The 21,317-nt window shown below is 47.3% G+C and carries 18 protein-coding genes, 2 rRNA genes and 1 riboswitch; of the genes, 16 read left to right on the forward strand and 4 right to left on the reverse strand.

The window, feature by feature from the left end; all coding sequences use genetic code 11:
* Positions 1–123, forward strand: a 23S ribosomal RNA gene (locus tag ACWA2B_RS07360); the annotation flags it as partial.
* Between the two features lie 152 nt (positions 124–275).
* Positions 276–392 (forward strand): 5S ribosomal RNA (gene rrf / locus ACWA2B_RS07365).
* 180 nt (positions 393–572) lie between these two features.
* Here rrf and ACWA2B_RS07370 read toward each other — a convergent pair.
* On the reverse strand, positions 573–731 hold the full coding sequence (locus ACWA2B_RS07370) for a hypothetical protein (RefSeq protein WP_165147892.1): 159 nt from the start codon (positions 729–731) through the stop codon (positions 573–575).
* Between the two features lie 294 nt (positions 732–1,025).
* Here ACWA2B_RS07370 and ACWA2B_RS07375 point away from each other — a divergent pair, with 294 nt between their 5' ends.
* The 5 genes from ACWA2B_RS07375 to ACWA2B_RS07395 all read left to right on the forward strand — a co-directional run bounded on the left by ACWA2B_RS07375 (position 1,026) and on the right by ACWA2B_RS07395 (position 7,308).
* Positions 1,026–2,357 (forward strand): extracellular solute-binding protein, encoded by a 1,332-nt coding sequence (locus ACWA2B_RS07375; protein WP_029514650.1) that lies wholly within the window; start codon positions 1,026–1,028, stop codon positions 2,355–2,357.
* Positions 2,358–2,586: 229 nt separating this feature from the next.
* Positions 2,587–3,477, forward strand: a complete 891-nt coding sequence (locus tag ACWA2B_RS07380) for a carbohydrate ABC transporter permease (protein ID WP_341071537.1) — start codon at positions 2,587–2,589, stop codon at positions 3,475–3,477.
* Positions 3,478–3,482: 5 nt separating this feature from the next.
* Complete coding sequence (locus tag ACWA2B_RS07385) at positions 3,483–4,316, forward strand: carbohydrate ABC transporter permease (protein WP_069010722.1); 834 nt, start codon at positions 3,483–3,485, stop codon at positions 4,314–4,316.
* Positions 4,317–4,346: 30 nt separating this feature from the next.
* Entirely contained in the window at positions 4,347–6,143 is a 1,797-nt protein-coding gene (locus ACWA2B_RS07390) for a cache domain-containing sensor histidine kinase (RefSeq protein ID WP_449291860.1), read from the forward strand.
* Positions 6,124–7,308, forward strand: coding sequence for a response regulator transcription factor (locus tag ACWA2B_RS07395; RefSeq protein WP_449291861.1), 1,185 nt, complete (start codon positions 6,124–6,126; stop codon positions 7,306–7,308). The genes ACWA2B_RS07390 and ACWA2B_RS07395 overlap by 20 nt, the downstream gene beginning before the upstream one ends.
* A 72-nt stretch (positions 7,309–7,380) precedes the next feature.
* Here ACWA2B_RS07395 and ACWA2B_RS07400 read toward each other — a convergent pair whose 3' ends face one another.
* Positions 7,381–8,286, reverse strand: coding sequence for a LysR family transcriptional regulator (locus ACWA2B_RS07400; RefSeq protein WP_029514655.1), 906 nt, complete (start codon positions 8,284–8,286; stop codon positions 7,381–7,383).
* Between the two features lie 160 nt (positions 8,287–8,446).
* On the opposite strand from ACWA2B_RS07400, the gene ACWA2B_RS07405 reads away from it, so the two are divergent.
* From ACWA2B_RS07405 to ACWA2B_RS07430, 6 genes are all read left to right on the forward strand, one after another.
* Entirely contained in the window at positions 8,447–9,037 is a 591-nt protein-coding gene (locus tag ACWA2B_RS07405) for a flavin prenyltransferase UbiX (RefSeq protein ID WP_029514656.1), read from the forward strand.
* 28 nt (positions 9,038–9,065) lie between these two features.
* On the forward strand, positions 9,066–10,484 hold the full coding sequence (locus ACWA2B_RS07410) for a non-oxidative hydroxyarylic acid decarboxylases subunit C (protein WP_029514657.1): 1,419 nt from the start codon (positions 9,066–9,068) through the stop codon (positions 10,482–10,484).
* A 42-nt stretch (positions 10,485–10,526) separates the two neighbouring features.
* Complete coding sequence (locus tag ACWA2B_RS07415; protein ID WP_029514658.1) at positions 10,527–10,751, forward strand: non-oxidative hydroxyarylic acid decarboxylases subunit D; 225 nt, start codon at positions 10,527–10,529, stop codon at positions 10,749–10,751.
* 71 nt (positions 10,752–10,822) lie between these two features.
* The gene (locus ACWA2B_RS07420; protein ID WP_029514659.1) at positions 10,823–11,284 is read left to right on the forward strand and encodes a hypothetical protein; all 462 of its coding nucleotides are present in this window, start codon (positions 10,823–10,825) and stop codon (positions 11,282–11,284) included.
* 164 nt (positions 11,285–11,448) lie between these two features.
* On the forward strand, positions 11,449–12,609 hold the full coding sequence (locus ACWA2B_RS07425; protein WP_449291862.1) for a serine hydrolase domain-containing protein: 1,161 nt from the start codon (positions 11,449–11,451) through the stop codon (positions 12,607–12,609).
* Between the two features lie 216 nt (positions 12,610–12,825).
* Positions 12,826–15,162: an Ig-like domain-containing protein gene (locus ACWA2B_RS07430; protein WP_449291863.1), complete on the forward strand. Its 2,337-nt coding sequence runs from the start codon at positions 12,826–12,828 to the stop codon at positions 15,160–15,162.
* Positions 15,163–15,322: 160 nt separating this feature from the next.
* On the opposite strand, the gene sdaAA is transcribed toward ACWA2B_RS07430, so the two are convergent.
* Together sdaAA and sdaAB are read right to left on the reverse strand one after the other, a co-directional pair.
* Entirely contained in the window at positions 15,323–16,222 is a 900-nt protein-coding gene (gene sdaAA / locus ACWA2B_RS07435; RefSeq protein WP_076159116.1) for an L-serine ammonia-lyase, iron-sulfur-dependent, subunit alpha, read from the reverse strand.
* The gene (gene sdaAB, locus ACWA2B_RS07440) at positions 16,212–16,901 is read right to left on the reverse strand and encodes an L-serine ammonia-lyase, iron-sulfur-dependent subunit beta (RefSeq protein WP_069010729.1); all 690 of its coding nucleotides are present in this window, start codon (positions 16,899–16,901) and stop codon (positions 16,212–16,214) included. Before sdaAB ends, sdaAA begins: the two co-directional genes overlap by 11 nt.
* Positions 16,902–17,112: 211 nt before the next feature.
* Positions 17,113–17,228, reverse strand: a riboswitch (glycine riboswitch).
* A gap of 215 nt (positions 17,229–17,443) precedes the next feature.
* Here sdaAB and ACWA2B_RS07445 point away from each other — a divergent pair.
* The 3 genes from ACWA2B_RS07445 (at position 17,444) to ACWA2B_RS07455 (ending at position 21,312) form a co-directional block, all read left to right on the forward strand.
* Positions 17,444–19,048, forward strand: coding sequence for a DUF6359 domain-containing protein (locus ACWA2B_RS07445; RefSeq protein ID WP_449291864.1), 1,605 nt, complete (start codon positions 17,444–17,446; stop codon positions 19,046–19,048).
* Between the two features lie 328 nt (positions 19,049–19,376).
* The gene (locus tag ACWA2B_RS07450; protein WP_069010731.1) at positions 19,377–20,408 is read left to right on the forward strand and encodes an ABC transporter ATP-binding protein; all 1,032 of its coding nucleotides are present in this window, start codon (positions 19,377–19,379) and stop codon (positions 20,406–20,408) included.
* Positions 20,386–21,312, forward strand: a complete 927-nt coding sequence (locus tag ACWA2B_RS07455; RefSeq protein WP_449291865.1) for an ABC transporter ATP-binding protein — start codon at positions 20,386–20,388, stop codon at positions 21,310–21,312. The genes ACWA2B_RS07450 and ACWA2B_RS07455 overlap by 23 nt, the downstream gene beginning before the upstream one ends.
* Positions 21,313–21,317 lie beyond the last annotated feature (5 nt).

Genomic DNA, 21,317 nt, shown 5'->3' on the forward strand with positions numbered 1-21,317 from the left:
CCCCTCAAGATGAGATTTCCCAATTAGTAAGACCCCTTGAAGACGACGAGGTAGATAGGTTGGGGGTGGAAGTGCAGTAATGCATGGAGCTGACCAATACTAATCGGTCGAGGGCTTATCCTAAAGATAAAACGCAAATGAGTTTCGGATCCAGTTTTCAGGGTGTAACCTTGAAGGTATGTACAAGTGACATACGACAAGCGCATGGCTATTCATTCACACGATAAGTGGTGAACCGAATAACCGTACGGAAGAATTTGCGTAGCAAATTCATGTTTGGTGGCGATAGCGGAGGGGTTCCACACGTACCCATCCCGAACACGACCGTTAAGCCCTCCAGCGCCGATGGTACTTGGACCGCAGGGTCCTGGGAGAGTAGGACGTCGCCAAGCACGATAAAAAGAGCACAGCCCGTTAAGGCTGTGCTCTTTTTCCTATAACCGATTTATTTATCATTCACCTGAAAGATCACCATTATGGATTCGGTCAAAAGTTTTATGGTATCTTGGTTGTCCTTTATATAGTGGTGCCTAGTCAGCATTTTTAACTGAGGACAGTATTAACTGGGGCAGTTAATCTATTTCAACCTGTTCTGTCTGAAGGACACTCAAGGCTTGAAGTTTACGGGTAATTTCTTTTTGCCACTTGGTATCTCCGACTTGTACGGCAAGATTGAGAAGGTCCAAATAATCATCAATATGCAGGGAGGTTTTACTAAAAGTTTCTTTCACTGTGGTCCTGCCTCCTTTAAAGTCTATGTGTATTTATCATTTAATAATGATAATCATTATCAAAAAACAATCTTATTCATATTATGCCTGTGTTCTAGATAAATTGCAAGTTATGATATGAATGAATTTTGAAGCACGCAAATGAGGGCTTGAAAAAACAAACCCTTCTCCTTAAGTTCACGCATTGTTCACGTCTTTTCTATGGAACATAATGAAAAGAACAAGCGGGCATTGAGTGTCCACCAATAAGGAGGGCAAATTGCGCAATGCTTCAACAAGAGGAGGAAAAAGACCATGAGCAGAACAAAAATGAAAGCGTTTGCTATTATGATGGCGAGCGCCTTGGCATTGACGCTGGCAGCTTGTAATAACGGACAAAGCGCAAGTCCGGGAAATTCAGGAGAACCGAGCAAAGGCACCGCAACGAAAGATGTTACGATTACCTTTCAGAACATCAATCCTGATCCGAGCACCCCTTCGTACAAAATGATTAAGCAAATTGTAGGTCAATACGAGCAGGATCATCCTCATGTCAAAATTGAATTGGATTCGCTAAATACAGATCAACAAAAGCTTAAGCTGAAAACACAGGCAGCGGCGAAGGAAGTGCCTGATATCACGATTGTAAACCCTGCTGCACAGATGAAGCCATTCGTAGATGCCGGGCTGCTAGCTCCATTAAACGATGTGGCTGATAAAGAGGGGTTAAAAGATACGTTCCAGAATGGACTTCTTAATTACTATAGCTTCGACGATAAGCTCTACGCTTTTCCGGACGGCAACAATATAGAAGTGGTGTTTTACAATAAGGAACTGTTCAAGCAGGCGGGAATCCAGAAGTTGCCGACCACCTTTGACGAGCTGATTACGACGGTCAAAACGCTGAAGGCGAAGGGAATTACTCCGATTGCCATTGGGGAAAAGGATTCATGGACGGGGTCCCTCCTTTTTATGAACATTTTGTTGCGTACGAATGAAGGACCGAATTTTCTCAATGATGTACTGGACGGCAAAAAGACGTTTAACGACCCGGCTTTTGTGGAAGCGGTGGATGCATTTCAGGAATTGGTGCAGGCAGGAGCTTTCCCGGATGGAGCTACGTCTATTGACTACAATGCAGGTGGTAATATTTTTAAAACAGGAAAAGCCGCGATGTATATCATGGGTACGTGGGAAACGGGGTCAATTGATGCTTCTTCGGTAGCGGGTAAGGTAGGAGCGTTTCAATTCCCTACGGTGAATGGCAAGGGTGATGTGAATGAGTACGTAATTGCGCCGGGCAGCGCATTTGCGGTATCTGCGAACAGTGAACATTTACAGGAGACGAAGGATTTTCTGCATTATTTTATTAAGGAGATGCCCAAAATTCAGTTTGATCTGAAAAATGCGATTGGCAGTGGTCAGAAAATGAAAGGGGACCTGAAGGAAGCGGGCTACTCCGAGTTAGCAATTAGTCTTAATGAGCTGTTCAAGAATGTAAAAGGGGGCGATCTCGCCTTTGATAATACGATGAATCCGGCTATTGCGCAGGCGCATCTGAGTAGCATTCAAAACCTGTTCGTACAAAAAGAAGACTCCGCACAAGTTGCCAAGGAACATCAAAACACTTTTGAAGCGAATAAATAAGTGAGGATTTTACAAAAATCCAGTAAGCGACTTCCGATGAACAGTATTATAGATCGAAATGGCCTAGTTCATCTAGATATTGCACTTTGGAATGACTGGAATGGAATTTTGCAAAATCCCGAAGTAGCAGGCACTAGGGAGGGGGCGGAATGCTTCTTCCCTGATCGGAAATCATGTAGGTTGTACATCCTCAGAAGATGTTCAGAATCAACATAAAGGAGATTAGAGCATGAATGTACTGAAGGTGCCAGCACGTACCATTGCCGTTTTCGTGCTACCCTGCCTGTTGCTGTATACCTGTATGGTATTTGTTCCGATTCTGGTGTCGGTGTATTGCGGATTGCTGGATTGGAACGGAATCGCCGAGGCAAAGTTTGTGGGGGTGGCTAATTTTGAGCGGATTTTCACATCAGATTCAGTGTTCTGGCCGTCCGTGAAACGGACTATGATGTTCGCTGTGTTTTCCATGCTGGAAATTCCGTTCTGTCTGCTGCTGGCGATCTTGCTTAATCGCTATGTGCGTAAGGCCAATACGCTGGTAACGATGTATTTTCTGCCGGTTATTCTGTCGGTGGTCATTATCGGGCAGCTGTGGAAGACGATCTATAATCCAGCCTCGATGGGTGGAATGCTGAACGGTATTTTGCTGGCGACTGGGCTGGAAAGCTGGACACGCTCATGGCTGACGGAACCGCTGATCGCGATGTACGCCCTCTATTTTGTATCGTTATGGCAGTATTTTGGCTATCATTTGCTTATCCAGTTTACCGGGGTACAAAATATACCGAATGAGCTGTACGAAGCAGCCAAAATTGATGGAGCTGAAGGATTCAAAGCAGACCGCTATATTACGCTGCCGCTCATTGTACCTATTTTCAAGATATCAATTGTATTAGCATTTATCGGCTCCCTGCAATCGTTTGATTTGATTTGGGTGATGACGGGTGGAGGACCAGCCCATGCGACGGATACAGTATCTACGTATATGTACAATATGTCCTTTTTATCGATGAAATACGGATATGGCAGCGCATTGGCTTCAATTCTCGTAGTGATTTGCTTGTCATTTACAATTGTGATAAATTTTGTTTTCAAACGAATCGAAAATAAGGTAAGCTAAAGGAGATGGAACTGTTGAATGTCTTGAAGAAAACGGGAGTCTTTTCCTTATTGGCAATCTTAATGGTCACGCAGCTGTATCCACTCTTTTGGCTTCTGACCTATTCGTTGAAGACAAATGAAGAGATATTGAGCTCAAGCTTCTTTGCACTCCCTCAAGTGCCTCAGTGGCACAACTATCAGGAAGCCTATGAATCAGGGAGCTACTTGCGTTATTTAGGAAACAGTGTGCTGGTAACCGGGGTTACGATGATTTTCGTCATTTTATTAAGCTCGATGACTGCTTATGCGATTACACGTTTTCGTTGGCGCTTCGGGGCTGTTGTGCTGACCATGTTTCTGATCGGGATGATGATCCCGATGCAAGCTACACTACTGCCGCTGATGGTGATGTTTAAAAATGTCCATATTCTGAATACGTATTTCTCATTGATTTTACCCTACATTGCTTTTCAGACACCGATTGCGGTCTTCATCCTATCCGGCTTTATGCGGTCCATTCCCCACGAAATTGAAGAGTCCGCTTACATTGACGGAGCGAGCATTTATCGTATTTTCCGCAGTGTAATCTTACCCATCTCGATTCCGCCTACCATGACGGTATGTATTTTAACTTTCATTAATATCTGGAATGAATACATTATGGCTGCCACCTTTATCTCGTCCGAGAAGCTCAAAACTCTCCCTTTCGGCGTATATACGTTCGTCAGCCAGTATTCTGTGAACTACGGTAATATTGGCGCTTTTCTAGTCATGGGTGCCTTACCGGTCATTATTATTTATTTTGTTCTGTCCGAAAATATCACCAAGGGCATGGTTGCGGGAGCGGTTAAAGGATAGGCGGCCGATGCGAAAGGAGCGCAGAGAGGTATGATGCGCCGTTTTCAATCCATTCAATACCGCTTGTTTGTTCTGTTCCTATTAAGCATGTCGGGCATTGTGCTGGCGGTCAGTCTATTATTTTACAACCGTACTACGGTGCAGTTCCATGATAAGGTCAGCGAGCTGGCGCGTAAAAATGTATCCCAGACGGCAGGACTGTTCGAATTGCTGCTCGGCAGCTATAATAGTCTCTCCAAATCAATCAGCAACAATATGGATTTGGTTCGTCTGTTGACGACGGATAGTATTGATTTACCTGCTGTCAATTACATCAACGAACGTACGATTACGAATATTCTGGGGGCTATCTATTATTCGCGTGAAGATCTGATTGGCATCCATGTCATCACAGACACAGGCAAGGTATATAACTATGGCAATTATATGAATGTCATTGATACTCATTACGAACAGACGGAATGGTATAAGGAAATTCGAAAGTCGGCGGGAAAAATTGCATGGCTGGGCGTGTATCCTCACTCTGTCATTGATCAGGTGGAAACCAGACCCGTATTTGCGTTTGGACGGCAGCTCTATGATTTGGATGAGCACAAGCCGATTGGTATTGTCTTGTTTGAGGCTGAGCCGGGTTCTGTTTTGTCGGCTCTCCACAATTTGCGGTTAGGTACCAATAGTCAGGTATATCTGCTGGGTCATGAAAATCGAATTGTGTCGGCCACTTCCCCTGATCCGCCACCGGATTTGCGAAATCTAGAGCAGCAGGTGCCAGAGGGGGAAGTTATTGTAAATCGAAGTAATGAGAATGTTGTAATCGCTTCCAAGTTGCCGTTTGCCGACTGGTCTGTGATTAGTGTGACACCTAGTGAGGATCTGAACGTGGAGCTGGTGCAAAATCAAAGGTACCTATTTATCGTGGCACCTATACTTATTATTGTGTCGGCGTTAATTGCGTCCATCGTCTCCAGAAGCATTTCCCTTCCGCTCAAGCGAGTCATTCGGGAGATGAAGCGAGTAGAGACAGGGAATTTCCGCCATACGGTAAACACCAAATCCTATGAAGAAATCAATCAGTTAGCTACTTCCTTTAACCATATGGTAAGACGAATTGCAGAGCTAATCGAGCTGGTGCGTATATCATCGGTCAGTGAAAAAAATGCGGAGCTACACGCGCTACAGACGCAGGTCAATCCACATTTTCTGTATAATACGCTGGATATGATCTATTGGATGCTGGACGAAGAGGGGCAGGATCAGCTCGGAGAGGTGATTCTCTCCTTATCCCATATGTTCCGTTACAGTAGCCATTGGGAAGAGGGGGCTGATGTAAGCCTTCGTGAAGAAGTGGAGCAGGTTGGCCACTATCTCACCATTATTCAAGCTCGGCTGGAGGGCAGGGTATCTGTAGACATTAGCATTAATGAACGATGGATGGATATCCGCTTGCCAAAAATGACCTTACAGCCCTTGATTGAAAATGCGGTGAAGCACGGACTGGAGCCTCTTCATGCGAATACAGGTGGCAAGCTGCTCGTCAGAGCGGAGGAATATGAGGGTGTATTGAGCCTGCACATCATCGACAACGGTGCAGGGATGAAGTACGAACGATGGGAGGTGGTCCAGGTCGCTTTGGCAGAACCCGGCAAACAGGCGGGCAGCGGGCAGGCGGGAGGCATCGGCCTGCAAAACCTAAATTTACGGCTACGGCACATGTTCGGAGAAGAATACGGCCTACGGATCTCTAGCGCACCTGGGGCCGGAACAACAGCCACTGTAAGTGTGCCTCTGCCACAGAAGGAGGAGAAACATGAATATTCTGATAGCTGACGATGAAAGTATGATACGGCAGGGGATTCGGCGTACCATTGGCCAAGCTCTACCCACCTGCGGCATTCATCTCGCTGCTTCCACCGAGGAAGCAGCAGGCATTCTGGCGGAGCATTCTGTAGATATTGTATTAACTGATATCCTGATGCCTGGCATGGATGGTCTGGAATTCATGCGTATTTCTAAGCGAAAGCATCCTCATCTGCAGTGGGTTGTCATTTCGGCCCATTCCGACTTCCATTATGCACAAAGAGCAGTAAAGCTGGGTGCCAAAGACTACCTGTTAAAGCCGATTGGTAAAAGAAAGCTGCTGGAATGCATTGAAATGTTGGCAGCCGAGGCACTTGTGGCCTCGCAGCAGGCGAACGAGGGTAGGCTTCTCAAATCCAATATGGTTTATTTGCGTGAAGCCGTTTTCCAACGCTATGCCCTTGGACTGGATACAGGTAAGCTGGATATACAGCCTTTTGTCGAAAATTATCCGGAATTCCATCTCTTCATGGTTCGTATGGAACCTGATCACAAGCAGACACATCTGGAGCATTTTATGATTGAAAATGTACTGTCCGAACTCGTTGAGGCAGGGGGCAGCGGCTTTGTCGTTAGTCTAGACCGCCATAGTCTGCTGGGCATTGCAAGGCTAAGGAGTGAGGCAGAGGCCGCACGGCTAGAGACGTTGCTCGAATCCCATTTGAAGCGTTATGTGAAGGTGCCCCTACAAATTACACGTTCGGGTGTTCATCACAATTTTGCTTCCATACCTGAAGAGGTGGCGCGGCTAAGACGTACGCCAGAGGAGATTGCAGCCGCAGCAACGGATACAGGAGAATGTCTCCGCAAAGGCATGCATACGGTAGATGTGGCGTTGCAATACATTCGGGCTCACTTTACAGAGGAGCTGTCACTTGAAAAAGTGGCCTCAATTGTATTTTTAAATCCGGTGTATTTTAGCCAGTTATTTAAGCAAAAGACGGGACAAGGCTATAAGGATTACGTCATTTCCTTGCGTATGGAGGAGGCGAAGCGGTTGCTCAGTGATCCTCATTTGCGGCTGGCTGATATTTCAGAGCGGATCGGCTATCAGGATATGCGGCATTTTACACAGGTATTCCGGCGCAAATGTGGAATGACTCCAACCGAGTATCGACATCAGGGAGTCAAGTAAGGCGATATCAACGACCGAATGAAGGAAGTTTATCCAGCATCAGACTGTTTCAGGAGTAGAGCGGTAGAGCATCTACTCGGGAACAGTCTTTTTTGTGTTTTCAGCTTGTAGCAGTTCAACCAATTTGCGAGCTGCATTGGATAAATAACGATCCTTGCGCCATACGACGGCAGGCCGTGTGAAGGGGAACGGCTCCTTAATGGAGAGTGTGCGAAATCTGTCCCCGTATTCTTGTCCCAAGCCAGCGTCTGGAATGATGGTAATTCCCATGCCTGTGGAAACGAGCGAGAGAATGGTCGATATTTCAGGACAGTCCAGTACGACGCGCGGAACAAGATGGTGTTCCTGAAATTTGCGTATGACGGTTTCGTATAGTCCGTGTCCCTCTGTTCGGCGTCCCAGCAAGAGGTCATAGTTGGCAGCTTCTTGTAACGTAATTTCCCCACTGGGATGACGATCTGCCCATTCAGACGGAAGTACGGCAACAAAGGAAACGCCCTCCAACTCAATTGAATGGTACGATTTGTCATCTACCGGAAGCAGCAACAGGGCCAGATCCACTTTATTTTGGTGCAGCAGCTCTTCCAGATGATGTGTGTCTCCGTGTCCTATTTTAATGTATACCTCTGGATAATCCTGATGAAAGCGGCTGAGTTGTTCAGTAATCAGAGACATACAGGCGGATGACGTGCCTATAGCAAGTGTGCCGGTTACTTTGTTTTCAAACTCCCCAATTTCTCTACAGGTGTCCTCCATTTCAGCCAATAATCGTTTGGCGCGTGTATACAGTGTATACCCGGCCTCGGTAACTTCCCACTTCTTTCCTTCACGGTAAATCAGCTTTACGCCAAGCTCGTCCTCCATATTTTTGAGTTGTTGACTCAGTGGAGGCTGGGCCATGTTGAGCGTTCTGGCAGCCTTGGTGATTTGCCCATCCTCCACGATGACACAAAAGTAATGCAGATGCTTCATATCCATTGGGATTCCTCCTTATTTCTAAACAACGCTTCAATTAGGATACTTTTAAAGTATGTATTACATATATTATATATATTTTTCGTGTGCAGGGAACAGGCGTATAATTTTTGACAGTAATGCATGGGTGAACATAAAACGATGGAGTGGAAGGAGGGGACATATGAAAAAAATGATTGTAGGAATATCGGGAGCGACAGGGTCGATCTTTGGTATCCGTATATTGCAACAATTACGAGAGGCTGGAGTTCAAAGCCATCTGGTACTATCCCCGTGGGCTATTGCGAACATTCCCTATGAGACAGGCTATACGGTGAAGGAAGTGGAGGCAATGGCGGATGCAGTCTACTCGTATAAGGATCAGGCTGCGCGTATTTCCAGCGGCTCCTTTCGGGTAGACGGTATGGTCGTCGCTCCTTGCAGCATGAAGACTCTTGCCTCTATTCGTATCGGTATGGCGGACAACCTGCTCACCCGATCAGCGGATGTGATGCTGAAGGAGCGAAAGAAGCTACTGCTCATGACCAGGGAAACACCATTAAGCAGTATCCATCTGGAAAATATGCTGGAGCTGTCACGTATGGGCGTGATGATCCTGCCGCCGATGCCTGCCTTTTATAATCATCCTGCAAGTATCGAGGAATTGGTAGATCATATTGTTTTTCGCGTATTAGATCAGTTCGGTATCGTCACAACCGCAGCCAAACGATGGGATGGAATGAAGCAAACTGACTCCAGACTGCACCAGAATTGAGAAATCGAAAGACGAAGGAGAATGAATGATGGCTTATAAAGACTTTCGCGATTTTCTAAACACCTTGGAAAAGGAGGGACAACTACTCACGATCAGCGACGAGGTAAAGCCGGAGCCAGACCTGGCGGCAGCTAACAAAGCATTAAGCAATCTTGGAGATAAGACACCTGCTCTCTTTTTCAACAATATCTATGGATATACGGATGCTCGTATTGCAATGAATGTGATGGGCTCCTGGCCCAATCATGCCCTTATGATGGGAATGCCAAAAAATACGCCGCTCAAGGAACAGTTTTTTGAGTTCGCCAGACGCTATGAACAATTTCCGGTGCCCGTGAAGCGGGAAGAAACGGCTCCTTTTCATGAAGTCGAGATTACAGAGGATATTAATTTGTTTGATATTTTGCCGTTGTTTCGTTTGAACCAGGGGGACGGAGGATTTTATCTGGACAAAGCGATTTTAGTTTCACGCGATCTGGATGACCCGGACACCTACGGTAAGCAAAATGTCGGCTTGTACCGGATGCAGGTGAAAGGAAAGAACCGTTTGGGCATCCAGCCTGTACCACAGCATGATATTGCGATCCATATCCGTCAGGCTGAGGAACGCGGCGAAAATCTGAAGGTGGCTATTGCCCTCGGATGTGAGCCTGTTATTACAACGGCTGCTTCTACACCGCTGCTGTACGATCAATCCGAATATGAGATGGCTGGGGCCATTCAGGGTGAGCCTTATCGTGTGGTCAAAGCGAAGGACGCAGATCTGGATCTGCCTTGGGGAGCCGAGGTCATTTTGGAGGGCGAAGTGTTGGCAGGTGAACGTGAGTATGAAGGTCCATTCGGTGAATTCACAGGTCACTATTCCGGCGGTCGCGCGATGCCAGTCATCCAGATTAATCGTGTATATCACCGCAAACAGCCTATCTTTGAGCATCTGTACATCGGGATGCCTTGGACGGAAACGGATTATATGATCGGTGTGAATACAAGTGTACCGTTGTTTCAGCAGCTTAAGGATGCTTTTCCTAATGAAATCGTAGCCGTTAATGCTATGTATACGCATGGGCTGGTTGCTATTATTTCCACGAAAACCCGGTATGGCGGCTTTGCGAAGGCTGTGGGAATGCGTGCGTTAACGACTCCGCATGGATTGGGGTATTGCAAGCTGGTGATTGTGGTGGACGAGGGGGTCGATCCGTTCAATCTGCCGCAAGTCATGTGGGCTTTATCCACCAAGCTTCATCCAAAGCATGATGCTGTCATTGTTCCTGGCTTGTCTATTTTACCGCTTGACCCCGGCTCTGATCCGGCAGGTATGACGCACAAAATGATACTGGATGCGACGACACCTGTAGCACCGGATATTAGAGGCCATTACTCGCAGCCGCTCGATTCCCCGCTGGGTGTAGCGGAATGGGAGAAAAAGTTGAGCCAAATGCTTCGCTAAATATTTTTAAAAAACAAAGAAAGATTAAAGGAGTGCTGACAGATGCATATTTGTCCCCGTTGTGAGTCCAATCGTTCAGAAGTTGTTTCCCATTCGCCGGTTAAAGATGCCTGGGAGGTTTTGTTGTGCCCTGTATGCCTGTTCACATGGCGAACCTCAGAACCGGATAGCATTACGGATCCAGCAAAGTATAAATCGGCGTTCAAGGTAAACCCCAAAGATATTCCGAATGCTGCTCATGTTCCTCCTATTCCAGAGCGGTTATAGGGTCGTTCGTAAGTAGCCGTAAATTATGGTACTTTGAAGTTATAGGCCAAAAGTAAAGGGGATTATACTTCATGCAGACACCAAGGATCGGTAAGGAACTGTTCACGCTACTGGACGGCAAGGCATTGGAGAACAAGCAGCATGAAGCCATGATGCTGCTGACGGTCACGGAAGATCAGTGGCCGCACATAGCGATGATTAGTGTGGGCGAAGTTGTAGCGCTGGACGAGGGGAATTTGCGTCTGGCCCTATGGCCGGGTACAACCACGACGGGCAACATGATCCGCACTGGGAAGGCGACGCTTGCGGTGTTTACCGGGGGGAAGGCGCATTATGTGCGGTTGTCACTGGAACATCTGCCTGCTTTGCCCGGAGCCAAGCATGTACGTGAGCGATTTGCGGCTCATGTTTTTGCAGCCAGAGAGGATTCGGCCCAATATGCGGATATTTTGACAGGTGTCACGGTTCGTCTCAAGGAACCGGAATCGGTGATTCATCGCTGGAAGGAAACGGTGGCTGAGCTGTTAATGTAAAGCCATCTGATTATGATAAATAATCTATGTATTTACCAAGTTTACCGTTAAAATAAATGCGAGGGAATAAGCGCTTACAAGAAATCACGCTGAACTTGTTGGAACAAGAATTAGAGCGCGAGGGGAAGCTTGTTTCTTTTGAAGGAAAAATAGGAGGGATGAATATGTCTCGTTTTGACAAGGTAGATCAGCTATTGCAACAATTTATAGTAAATGGGCCGGCAGGTTGCGGTTGTGCCATTGCCCAGAATGGTGAAGTGTTGTATGAAGGGTATCATGGATATGCTGATCTGGAAGCCGGAAAGCCAATCACTGAGGATACAGTGTATCGCTTGTTTTCCATGACAAAGGTTGTTGTCTGTGCGGCTGCACTTATGCTGTACGAACGTGGGCAATTTTTGTTGAATGAACCCTTGTATGAATATTTTCCCGAATATCGTAATGCGCATGTATTCAAAACCGCTCCTAACGGATACACCTACGTGGATAAGGCAGAGAATCCCATTTTAATTAAGCATATATTCAATATGAGTATGGGTCTTCCTTACGCTTCCGAGTCTTCAGAAACAGGAAAAGCTATGCAGAAGGCCATTGCAGGATTAAAGGAAAAGCAGGGGAAATATGACCTACGCACAGAAATTGAAGCGCTTTCTGAAGTTCCACTTGCGTTTGAGCCCGGAACACGCTGGTTATACGGATATGGACATGATTTTGTTGCAGGCCTTATTGAAGTGATTTCAGGTAAATCAGTAGGACAATTTTTAAAGGATGAAATCTTTGATCCACTTGGAATGAACAATACAGGTTACCGTTATCGTGGAGATATTGAATCGCGGATGGCCTCCATGTATCAACGGAAAGACGCCGGAAAACTTGAAAAAATGGAGGGTTTCCTGGATGAATATCATCAGCCAGATGCTATATATGAAGGCGGAGGCGCAGGTTTATATTCGACAGTCAAAGATTACCTCACATTTGCACAAATGATGTCAAATGGCGGCACGGTAAACGGTGTGAACTTATTGGGGAGAAAAACCATTGATTTAATGCGCACCAATCATCTGAATACAGCTCAACTATCGGATTTCACCAATTCATACCATACAGGTTATGGCTATGGACTTGGTGTGCGCACGTTAATGGATAAAGCGGCTGGGCATGCAAACAGCTCGATTGGAGAATTTGGCTGGACGGGAATGGCAGGCACCTGGGTTTCTATAGATCCGAGCGAACAATTCTCCGTCGTATATATGCATCAGCTCGATCCCAATATGGAAGAGTACCATCATTTGAGAGTTCGCGCGGCAGCTTATAGCTGTTTATAAATGCGGGATTGTGGATCTGTTGTGAAAACTCTTCACTATGGCCCTGAAGATACACAAATTGTAATGTCTAAATCTTTATCAGAAATGATCTAGTTAATAAGGACCAAATTTCCCTTGAAGCCTAAACTATTCTTTTCCATATGACGACATAAAACGTAGGTATAAGGATTTTGCGAAATCCTTAATTTAAGTTTTGAAATGGGAGGGAATTAGATTTTGAAGAATAGATGGTCCGGTTTTCTGGCGTTGGTCATCCTGATTTCAAGTTTTACATCATATGCAGGGTTTGCATCTGCAGCAGAAGCAGTGCTTTCCAAGATTGTCCTTTCGTCTAACGAGGTAACTTTGCAACAGGGGGATACAGCTGCATTGACGGCTACGGCTGTTTTTAGTGATGGGACAACCTCAAATGTAACCGTAAGCACGGATTGGAAAAGTGATAACACAGCTATTGCTACTGTGTATAATGGTACAGTTTCGGCCAAGGCTGAAGGGGAAGCCACCGTGGTTGCGACCTATAAAGATAAGATACAATCGGTTCAGGTACATGTAACGAAAAAGGTTAAGGCGCTGACATCTAGTGTACAAAGCCTGAACTTGCGTTCAAGCGGTACAGGACAGGTTGATTTGACAGCGACATACAGTGATAATACAACAGCTCAGGTTTCGGGTGATGCTACTTGGACCTCGGATAATCAAAAGATTGCAACTGTAGTTAACGGTTTGGTTACCGCTCAGGGAGCAGGTACAGCCAATATTAAGGCCGTATATGGTCAGCAGACCGTAACCATTGCTGTACAGGTAGAGCAAGTTAAACGTCTTGATGTCAGTTCATCAGAGGTTTCTCTTTTGCTGAAGGATACTGAGAAGGTTAAACTTTCAGCGACGTTCCCGGATGGATCGGTACAGGACGTGACAGAGTCCGCTGAGTGGAGCTCCAGCAATGCAGCTGTGGCGGATGTACTGAAGGGCACCATTACCGGTTACAGCGCAGGAAAGGCGACAATTACAGGTAAATATGGTACGATGTCCGCTACGATTTCGGTGGATGTCGATCAAACGAATAAGCTGAAAGCCAGCGAATCCAATATTTTTCTCCGTCTGGATGAATCTAAAAAAATACAAGTTTCTGCCGTTTATCCGGATGGGACGGTAACGGATATCACAGATAAAGCTGCTTGGGCATCAAGCGATGAAAAAATTGCAACGGTGAATAAAGGAACGATTATGGCCATCGGTGCGGGTTCGGCAACGGTGACCGCTAAGTATGGAGATAAGACCGTTTCGATCAAGACAGATGTCGAAACCTCTAGATTTCTGGATTTGAGCGAGGACAAGCTGAGCTTGAATGCCAAGGAATCCAAAAAGCTCAAGCTGACCGCAACGTACGTAACAGGTACGGAAGAAGATATCACAAGTAAGGCAGAGTGGAAGTCCAGCAATGAAGATATCGCTTTTGTCAGCGCGGGGGAAGTCACAGGTTATAAAACAGGTGAGGCTACCATCACCGCTTCTTATGGCGGCAAGACAGTTACAGCTACGGTATCCGTAAATGTACCCGGGGATCTGTCTCTGTCCTCCAAAACGGCAACAATTGATATTAATGAGGACTATACTGCAACTTTGACGGCTACTTATGCGGATGGGCGTAAGGAAGATGTAACACAGGATGCAGAATGGGCTTCAAGCGCGGAAGATATTACCTCTGTGTCCAAAGGAACGATTACGGGTAAATCTGCTGGTAAAGCGGTTATTACAGCGACCTATAATGGCAAAAAACTAACAATTAACGTACAAGTGGGCCTTGTAGACCGTCTGGAAACAGACTCGCGTGTAATTGCGCTTGGTGCTCAGGAAACGAAGCAGCTGAAAGTAACAGGAGTTAAGAGTGGTGGTACAAAAACAGATGTAACCAAGGATGCCACCTGGACAACTAGCAATGTAAAAGTGGTTGAAGTTAGCGAAGGTTTGATCAAAGCGAATGGTAGTGGTAAGGCAACTGTGACTGCTTCATATGGCAAGCAAAACATTACGTTTACGGTAGAAGTGGACGTAGCGCAAAAGATTGAAGCGGATGCAATCGCGCTATCGCTCAAATCTGGAGATCAAAAAACCATCGCGATTGTGGTTAAATCGAGCGATGGTAAAGAAAAGGATGTTACAACCCAAGCTGAATGGAAAACGTCCAATTATAAGGTAGCCACTGTTAAAAAGGGTCAGGTTACCGCGGTCAGCTACGGTAAAGCTAACATTCAGGCGAAGTTCGGCGGGAAGATAATCAGCGTACCTGTAGATGTTGATACGCTTAAATATTTGCAAACAGACGAAGTCGCCTTGAATTTGAAGGCAGGACAGCTGGCTAAGGTTACGGCTACAGCCACGTATAAGGATGAGTCGGAGAAGGATGTTTCCAAACCGGCTGTCTGGTCCTCGTCCAGAATTATTGTGGCGACCGTCAAAGACGGTAACATTAAGGCACAGGGCAAGGGCAAAGCAGTAATTACTGTGAAATATGCAGGTAAAATGACGAAGATACAGGTAACCGTTCAGTAATCTGTAACCCGACTAAAAAGAAAAAGAGCAAGCATACGTCCAGCGACGATATGCTTGCTCTTTTCTTTATAAGGGCGAATTCTCTTTCCCTAGGACAATGTAGGGGAGAGGTAGTCGCCTTGTTTTATAGAGGAAAAGTAATTGGTTTAAAGCTTAGAAATTACGACTTATTCTTCTTGATTGATGCGTTGCGTGTAAGTGATTCGGTCAAACGCTTGCCAGTCGGCGTCTGAGCCAAGCCGCCTTTGGCGGTCTCGCGGTGCTTCGACGGCATCGCGCTGCCGACTTCAAGCATCACGTCAATGACTTCGTCAGACGGAATAGCGCTGCGCACACCCGCCAAAGCCATGTCCGCTGCGGCAAGCGCAGTCACGGCTCCCAGGCCGTTGCGCACGATGCACGGAATCTCCACGAGTCCGGCGACGGGGTCGCAGATTAGGCCGAGCGTGTTCTTAAGAGCGAGGCCTACGGCGTGAACAGCCTGTTCAGGCGTACCACCGCGTAGCTCGACCATAGCGCCAGCGGCCATCCCGATAGCTGAGCCAATCTCAGCCTGACAGCCTCCCTCCGCGCCAGAAATGAAGGAGTTGTTGGCGATCACGTAGCCAATGGCTCCAGCGGCGAATAGGCCGTTCACCATATGCTCATCATCCCAGCCGAACCGTTCCTGCGCACTGATGAACACACCAGGGATAACCCCACATGAGCCTGCGGTAGGAGTGGCGACAATGCGACCCATGGATGCATTAACCTCCGACACGGAGAGGGCATAAGCCATGGCGAGCGCAGAGGCATCACCGGAGCAGGTTTCCCCTGACCGCAGATACTCGGCCAGGCGCTTGCCGTCGCCGCCCGTCAATCCACTGCGGGATACGGTGTCTTGTGTCTGACCGCGATGAACGGCTTCCTTCATGACTTCATAATAATCAGACATTTGTCGAAAGATTTCTTCCTCCGTTGTATTCGTTTCTTGTACCTGCTCTTGAATCATCAAGCGGCCAATCGTGGTGGATTCTTCAGCGCATAAAGCGCTGATCTCATGCAGATGGCTAAACCGCATCGGATTCAGCTCCTTTTTTCAAATTAATCATCTTAATTTCATACATATGAGGTAAAGAACGCAGTTCCGCAATCAGTTCAGCTGGAGCAGAACTGTCCGTTTCAATGGCGGTGAGTGCTTCACCATCCCGGCCTTTGCGATCTACGTGCATATAGGCAATGTTAATGTGGGCCGCGCCCAGCGCTGAAGTTATTGCGCCCAATGTACCGGGCTTATCCGAGTGGAGAAGCACCAGCGTAGGCAGCTCCCCGGTCAGATTGACCCGGAATTCGTTGAGTTGCTGGACATGGATGCTGCCGCCGCCGATGGAGGAGCCCAGCAGTGTGCGCTGATCCTCGCCCTTCCACAACTCGAAACGGACGGTGTTCGGATGAGGAGCGGGGAGTCCACTGACGGCGAATTCCACGGTCATCCCGGCTTGCTCGGCCCATTGCTCGGCATCTGGAATCCGGTGATCGTCCGTATCGTAATTAAGCAGTCCTGCGATGAGCGCCAGATCCGTACCGTGTCCTTTATACGTATCGGCAAAGGAGCCGTACAGTGTCATACGGGCACGGTCAGGCTGCGCCCCGAGCCAGTGCCGGGCAACGCGTGCGAGTCGCACCGCGCCTGCGGTGTGTGAACTGGAAGGTCCGGTCATGGCCGGGCCGATAATAGAAAATACATCTTTGAAACGCATGGTGTGGCCCCCTGTATGTTCTAATACCATACTATATGGTATTTCCGCGTCTTTGCGCGGTTATGACGGTTCCTAATGCTGACGCACAATGTGAGCACAAAAAAGGACAGGATAAGGAAGTTTCCCTTATCTCTGTCCTCGTTACCTGAGAGTTTCGTGCGGTGTTCTTACCGCCTTACCCCTTGGGTGGCTTGCGCTCTCTCCAGAGTTGCGTCAGATGACGATACATGGACCTGAGAGATTATCCGCCAGCCGGGTGCTGGCGTCTTGCTCCTTCGGTGCCGCCAGAGTGTAAGCCCCCTGGACAGACTCTCCCGTCATCTTCATTCGCGTATACCGTTCTACATGTCTTTCTTAGCGTAATGTATGACGTGCTCGGTGTCAATCACAGGGTTTAATTTTTACATAAACAGGTGCATTTCCAATAAAAAAGATTAAAGTTTACATAATTATGGATGAAATCAGGAAGGAATTAGAAGATTGGCGGCTAATCTGATAGAGGACAAGTACATTTATGGAAATCATAGGAGGGATATTGACGTATGGTAAAAGGCTTGCGGTTCACAGGTTCACGCTTAAAAGGGATGCTGCATCTAGCAGCGATCGCATCACTGCTGATCGGGATCTTCGTTCCGTTCGGTCAGGTCAAGGCAGAGGGAGCATTGACAGTAGCCGAAGCACTTCAGGGCCAAAGCAGTGGAGGTACGGTGACGGTAGAAGGTTATATCGTCGGACATGCTACCGGATCGAAAACGGCTAACTTTTCTTCTCCGTTTGCGAATGATTTTAACGTACTGATTGCCGACCAGGCCAATGAACGTAGCACGTCTAATCTATTGGATGTGCAGCTGACATCTGCGTACAGAGGGCAATTTGGGTTAACAGGTCATCCTGGACTGGTCGGCAGCAAAATTCGCGTGACAGGTACGCTTGGTGCCTACAATAATTTTGGTGGAGTAAAAAGTCCAAGCGCTGTGGAACTGGTGAGTGGAAGCGAGCCGGGGGAACCAGGTGAACCTGGCGAACCTGAACCTGGCAACCCGGGTCAACCCGGTACTACATTGCCGGATGGAAAAGGCAAAAAGGTGCTGTTCGATAATACGCACGCACAGACGGCTGGTGCAGCAGATTGGGTCATTGAAGGCGCCTTCTCCGACTTTGCCAATGGATTACGTAATGTAGGCTTTACTGTGGATCAATTGAACCGCCCTATTCCTTTTACTTATGGAGAACAGGCCATAACCTATGATAAGCTGCGCCAATATGATGTGTTCATTATTGGTGAAGCGAATGTTGCCTTTAAGGCATCCGAGCAGGCTGCCCTGCTGCAATACGTGAATAACGGAGGGAGCGTCTTCTTCATCTCCGATCATTATAATGCAGATCGTAACAAAAACCGTTGGGATTCCTCCGAGGTTATGAATGGCTACCGTCGTGGAGCCTATACTAATCCGGCCAAAGGCATGACTGCAGAAGAGGCTGCATCACCGGCAATGCAAGGATTAACAAGCTCCGATTGGCTGGCGGCCAACTTTGGCGTTCGTTTCCGTTACAATGCGCTCGGTGATGTGAATGCTACCGACATTGTAGCCGCAGATCAATCTTTCGGTATTACCAAGGGTGTGCGCTCGATTGCCATGCATGCAGGATCTACGCTGGCTATTATTGATCCTACCAAGGCTAAAGGCATTGCTTATATCCCTTCAGGCACGAAAAAATGGGGGAATGCGGTAGATCAGGGGGTTTATAACGGCGGGGGCCGTGCGGAAGGACCTTATGCCGCTATCTCCAAGGTAGGCCAAGGCAAGGCGGCATTCATCGGTGATTCTTCCCCTGTAGAAGATGCTACACCGAAATATGTGCGTGAGGAAAACGGACAGTCGAAGAAGACATATGATGGCTTCAAAGAAGTGGATGATTCAACCTTCCTGGTGCAAACGGTTCAATGGCTTGCATGGAAGCAGGACTACACGAAATTGTCTGATGTGGCAGGTTTGACTCTGGATCAACCAACGAAGCTTCTGCCATTCGAAGAGCCTGCGGCGTCCACGGAACCACATCCTGAGCCTTGGTCTGCTCCGGCAGCAGGCTACAAATGGTACGATCCTAGAACATTCAAGTCTGGCTCCTATGGAGCGGCTTCGTAAATTATATTGTCAGGAGCTCAATGTGAGCTTGGGTTAGTTAGTCGTTTGATCCCTGCTGAGGGATCAGGCGACTTTTTTTGTGATGAAAATTAACCTGTGGTTGGTTATTTCATTACATTTTGTGCCAGAAAGGCCGCACTATTGCTGGATCATTGATTTTTTAAATGATGTTGATAGCATAATCTTAATTGATATATCCATATACTGGTGATAGGATGTATTCAAATTATTCCGACAAAAACGGTATGTAATGTTCATGAGAGGTTTTAAACATCAAACATGGTGAGAATAAGCGGGACAAGACCATGGAGAATGGAGGAAGCGCGCATTGAATACCGAACCTGTGTTGGAAATTAAAGGATTATCCGTATCTTTTCGCATCCAGGATCAATATCACCCCGCAGTCGACCATCTGGATCTGACGGTCAACCCCAATGAAGTGCTGGCTGTAGTCGGAGAATCCGGCTGTGGCAAAAGCGCGTTAGCGCTTTCGATCCCGCAACTGCATGACATGGAACGCACGCGTGTAGAGGGGGAGGTCTTTTTTAAAGGAACGGACTTGAACCGTCTTTCCTCAGGGCAAATGAATAAAATCCGCGGAGCGGGAATTGGCATGATCTTTCAGGACCCGTTGACAGCACTCAACCCGTTGATGAGCATTGGCAAGCAGATTGAGGAAAATCTCGATTATCATACGTCACTATCTACGAAGCAAAAAAGGGAACGTGTGCTGGAGCTGCTGGAAAGTGTAGATATACCGAATCCAGTGCGTGTGTATGATCAGTATCCGCATGAACTGTCAGGAGGGATGCGGCAGCGTGTGATGATCGCGATTGCCATAGCTTGCCGACCTTCTCTTATTATTGCAGATGAGCCGACGACTGCGCTCGATGTAACGATCCAATCGCAAATTCTCGACTTGCTCAAACAGCTTCAACAGGAGACTGGGAGCGGTATTATCCTGATTACGCACGATCTTGGTGTTGTGGCAGAAGTAGCCGACCGCGTGGTGGTCATGTATGCCGGAGAAATCGTGGAGAGCGCTGATGTTTTTGAATTATTCAGGCATCCACAGCATCCGTATACGCGTTCTTTGCTTGCTTCCATGCCGGGATCGCATACCAAGGGGGAATCACTGCATGTCATCGGCGGCATTGTTCCCTCATTACAAGATATCCCCCGCAATAGCTGCCGCTTTGCTCCACGTATTCCCTGGATTCAGCAGAGGGTGCATGAAGACCATCCCCAATTAAATGAAATTTCCCCTGGACATTGGGTCCGTTGTACATGTTATCAGCATTTTCATTTTGAAGACGAGGCAAAGGGGGAGGCTGCTCATGGCACTACTGGAGTTAAATGATTTGAGGGTGCACTATCCGGTGCGCGGTGGTTTCTTCCAGCGTGTTATCGAACAGGTGAAAGCAGTGGATGGCGTGTCGATCAGCATTGAGGCAGGCCAGACCTACGGGCTGGTGGGGGAGTCTGGCTGTGGGAAAACGACGACAGGCAGGACGATCATCGGTCTAAATAAGCTGACGAGCGGACGGATTTTGTTTAAAGGAAAGGACCTTGCAGCTCTAAGTAGTAACAATCGTCATCCATTGCGTAGAGATATTCAGATGATTTTTCAGGACCCATACTCTTCGCTTAACCCGCGTAAGCGCGTATTGGATGTCATTGCTGAACCGCTGCGAAATTTTGAAAGGCTGAGTAGTGAGGAAGAACGGAGAAAAGTACAGACGTTGCTGGAAAAGGTCGGCTTGAACGCCGATGCAGCCTATAAATATCCGCATGAATTTTCCGGGGGGCAACGACAGCGGATCGGGATCGCGCGTGCGCTGACATTAAACCCCAAACTGATCATTGCTGATGAGCCAGTGTCAGCACTGGACGTTTCCGTGCAGGCACAGGTGCTTAATTTTATGAAGGATGTGCAGCAGGAATTTAATTTGACGTATTTGTTCATCAGCCATGATTTAGGTATTATCCGCCATATGTGCGACCAAATCGGTATTATGTATCGGGGCCGTCTAGTGGAGCAGGGGAGCGAGCAAGATATTTATGAGCGTCCACAGCATCTGTATACCCAGCGCCTCATTGCAACCATTCCCAATATTGATCCTACAAAACGGCTGGAAAATGCTCAAAAAAGGCAAATGCTTTTATCCTCCTACAAAACAGAGCTACCCAAACATCTAGACGCGAGTGGAAAACCGTTTGCACTAAAATCAGTAAGTCCATCCCATCAAGTCGCGCTACCATAAGGGGG

The sequence above is a fragment of the Paenibacillus sp. CMM36 genome, from assembly GCF_053570945.1.

Excerpts from the sequence above, each read along its gene's own strand:
- ACWA2B_RS07375 (WP_029514650.1), top strand. The coding sequence starts at position 1,026 with ATGAGCAGAACAAAAATGAAAGCGTTTGCTATTATGATGGCGAGCGCC.
- ACWA2B_RS07380 (WP_341071537.1), top strand. The coding sequence starts at position 2,587 with ATGAATGTACTGAAGGTGCCAGCACGTACCATTGCCGTTTTCGTGCTA.
- ACWA2B_RS07385 (WP_069010722.1), top strand. The coding sequence starts at position 3,483 with ATGGAACTGTTGAATGTCTTGAAGAAAACGGGAGTCTTTTCCTTATTG.
- ACWA2B_RS07390 (WP_449291860.1), top strand. The coding sequence starts at position 4,347 with ATGATGCGCCGTTTTCAATCCATTCAATACCGCTTGTTTGTTCTGTTC.
- ACWA2B_RS07395 (WP_449291861.1), top strand. The coding sequence starts at position 6,124 with ATGAATATTCTGATAGCTGACGATGAAAGTATGATACGGCAGGGGATT.
- ACWA2B_RS07400 (WP_029514655.1), bottom strand. The coding sequence starts at position 8,286 with ATGGATATGAAGCATCTGCATTACTTTTGTGTCATCGTGGAGGATGGG.
- ACWA2B_RS07405 (WP_029514656.1), top strand. The coding sequence starts at position 8,447 with ATGAAAAAAATGATTGTAGGAATATCGGGAGCGACAGGGTCGATCTTT.
- ACWA2B_RS07410 (WP_029514657.1), top strand. The coding sequence starts at position 9,066 with ATGGCTTATAAAGACTTTCGCGATTTTCTAAACACCTTGGAAAAGGAG.
- ACWA2B_RS07415 (WP_029514658.1), top strand. The coding sequence starts at position 10,527 with ATGCATATTTGTCCCCGTTGTGAGTCCAATCGTTCAGAAGTTGTTTCC.
- ACWA2B_RS07420 (WP_029514659.1), top strand. The coding sequence starts at position 10,823 with ATGCAGACACCAAGGATCGGTAAGGAACTGTTCACGCTACTGGACGGC.
- ACWA2B_RS07425 (WP_449291862.1), top strand. The coding sequence starts at position 11,449 with ATGTCTCGTTTTGACAAGGTAGATCAGCTATTGCAACAATTTATAGTA.
- sdaAA (WP_076159116.1), bottom strand. The coding sequence starts at position 16,222 with ATGCGGTTTAGCCATCTGCATGAGATCAGCGCTTTATGCGCTGAAGAA.
- sdaAB (WP_069010729.1), bottom strand. The coding sequence starts at position 16,901 with ATGCGTTTCAAAGATGTATTTTCTATTATCGGCCCGGCCATGACCGGA.
- ACWA2B_RS07445 (WP_449291864.1), top strand. The coding sequence starts at position 17,444 with ATGGTAAAAGGCTTGCGGTTCACAGGTTCACGCTTAAAAGGGATGCTG.
- ACWA2B_RS07455 (WP_449291865.1), top strand. The coding sequence starts at position 20,386 with ATGGCACTACTGGAGTTAAATGATTTGAGGGTGCACTATCCGGTGCGC.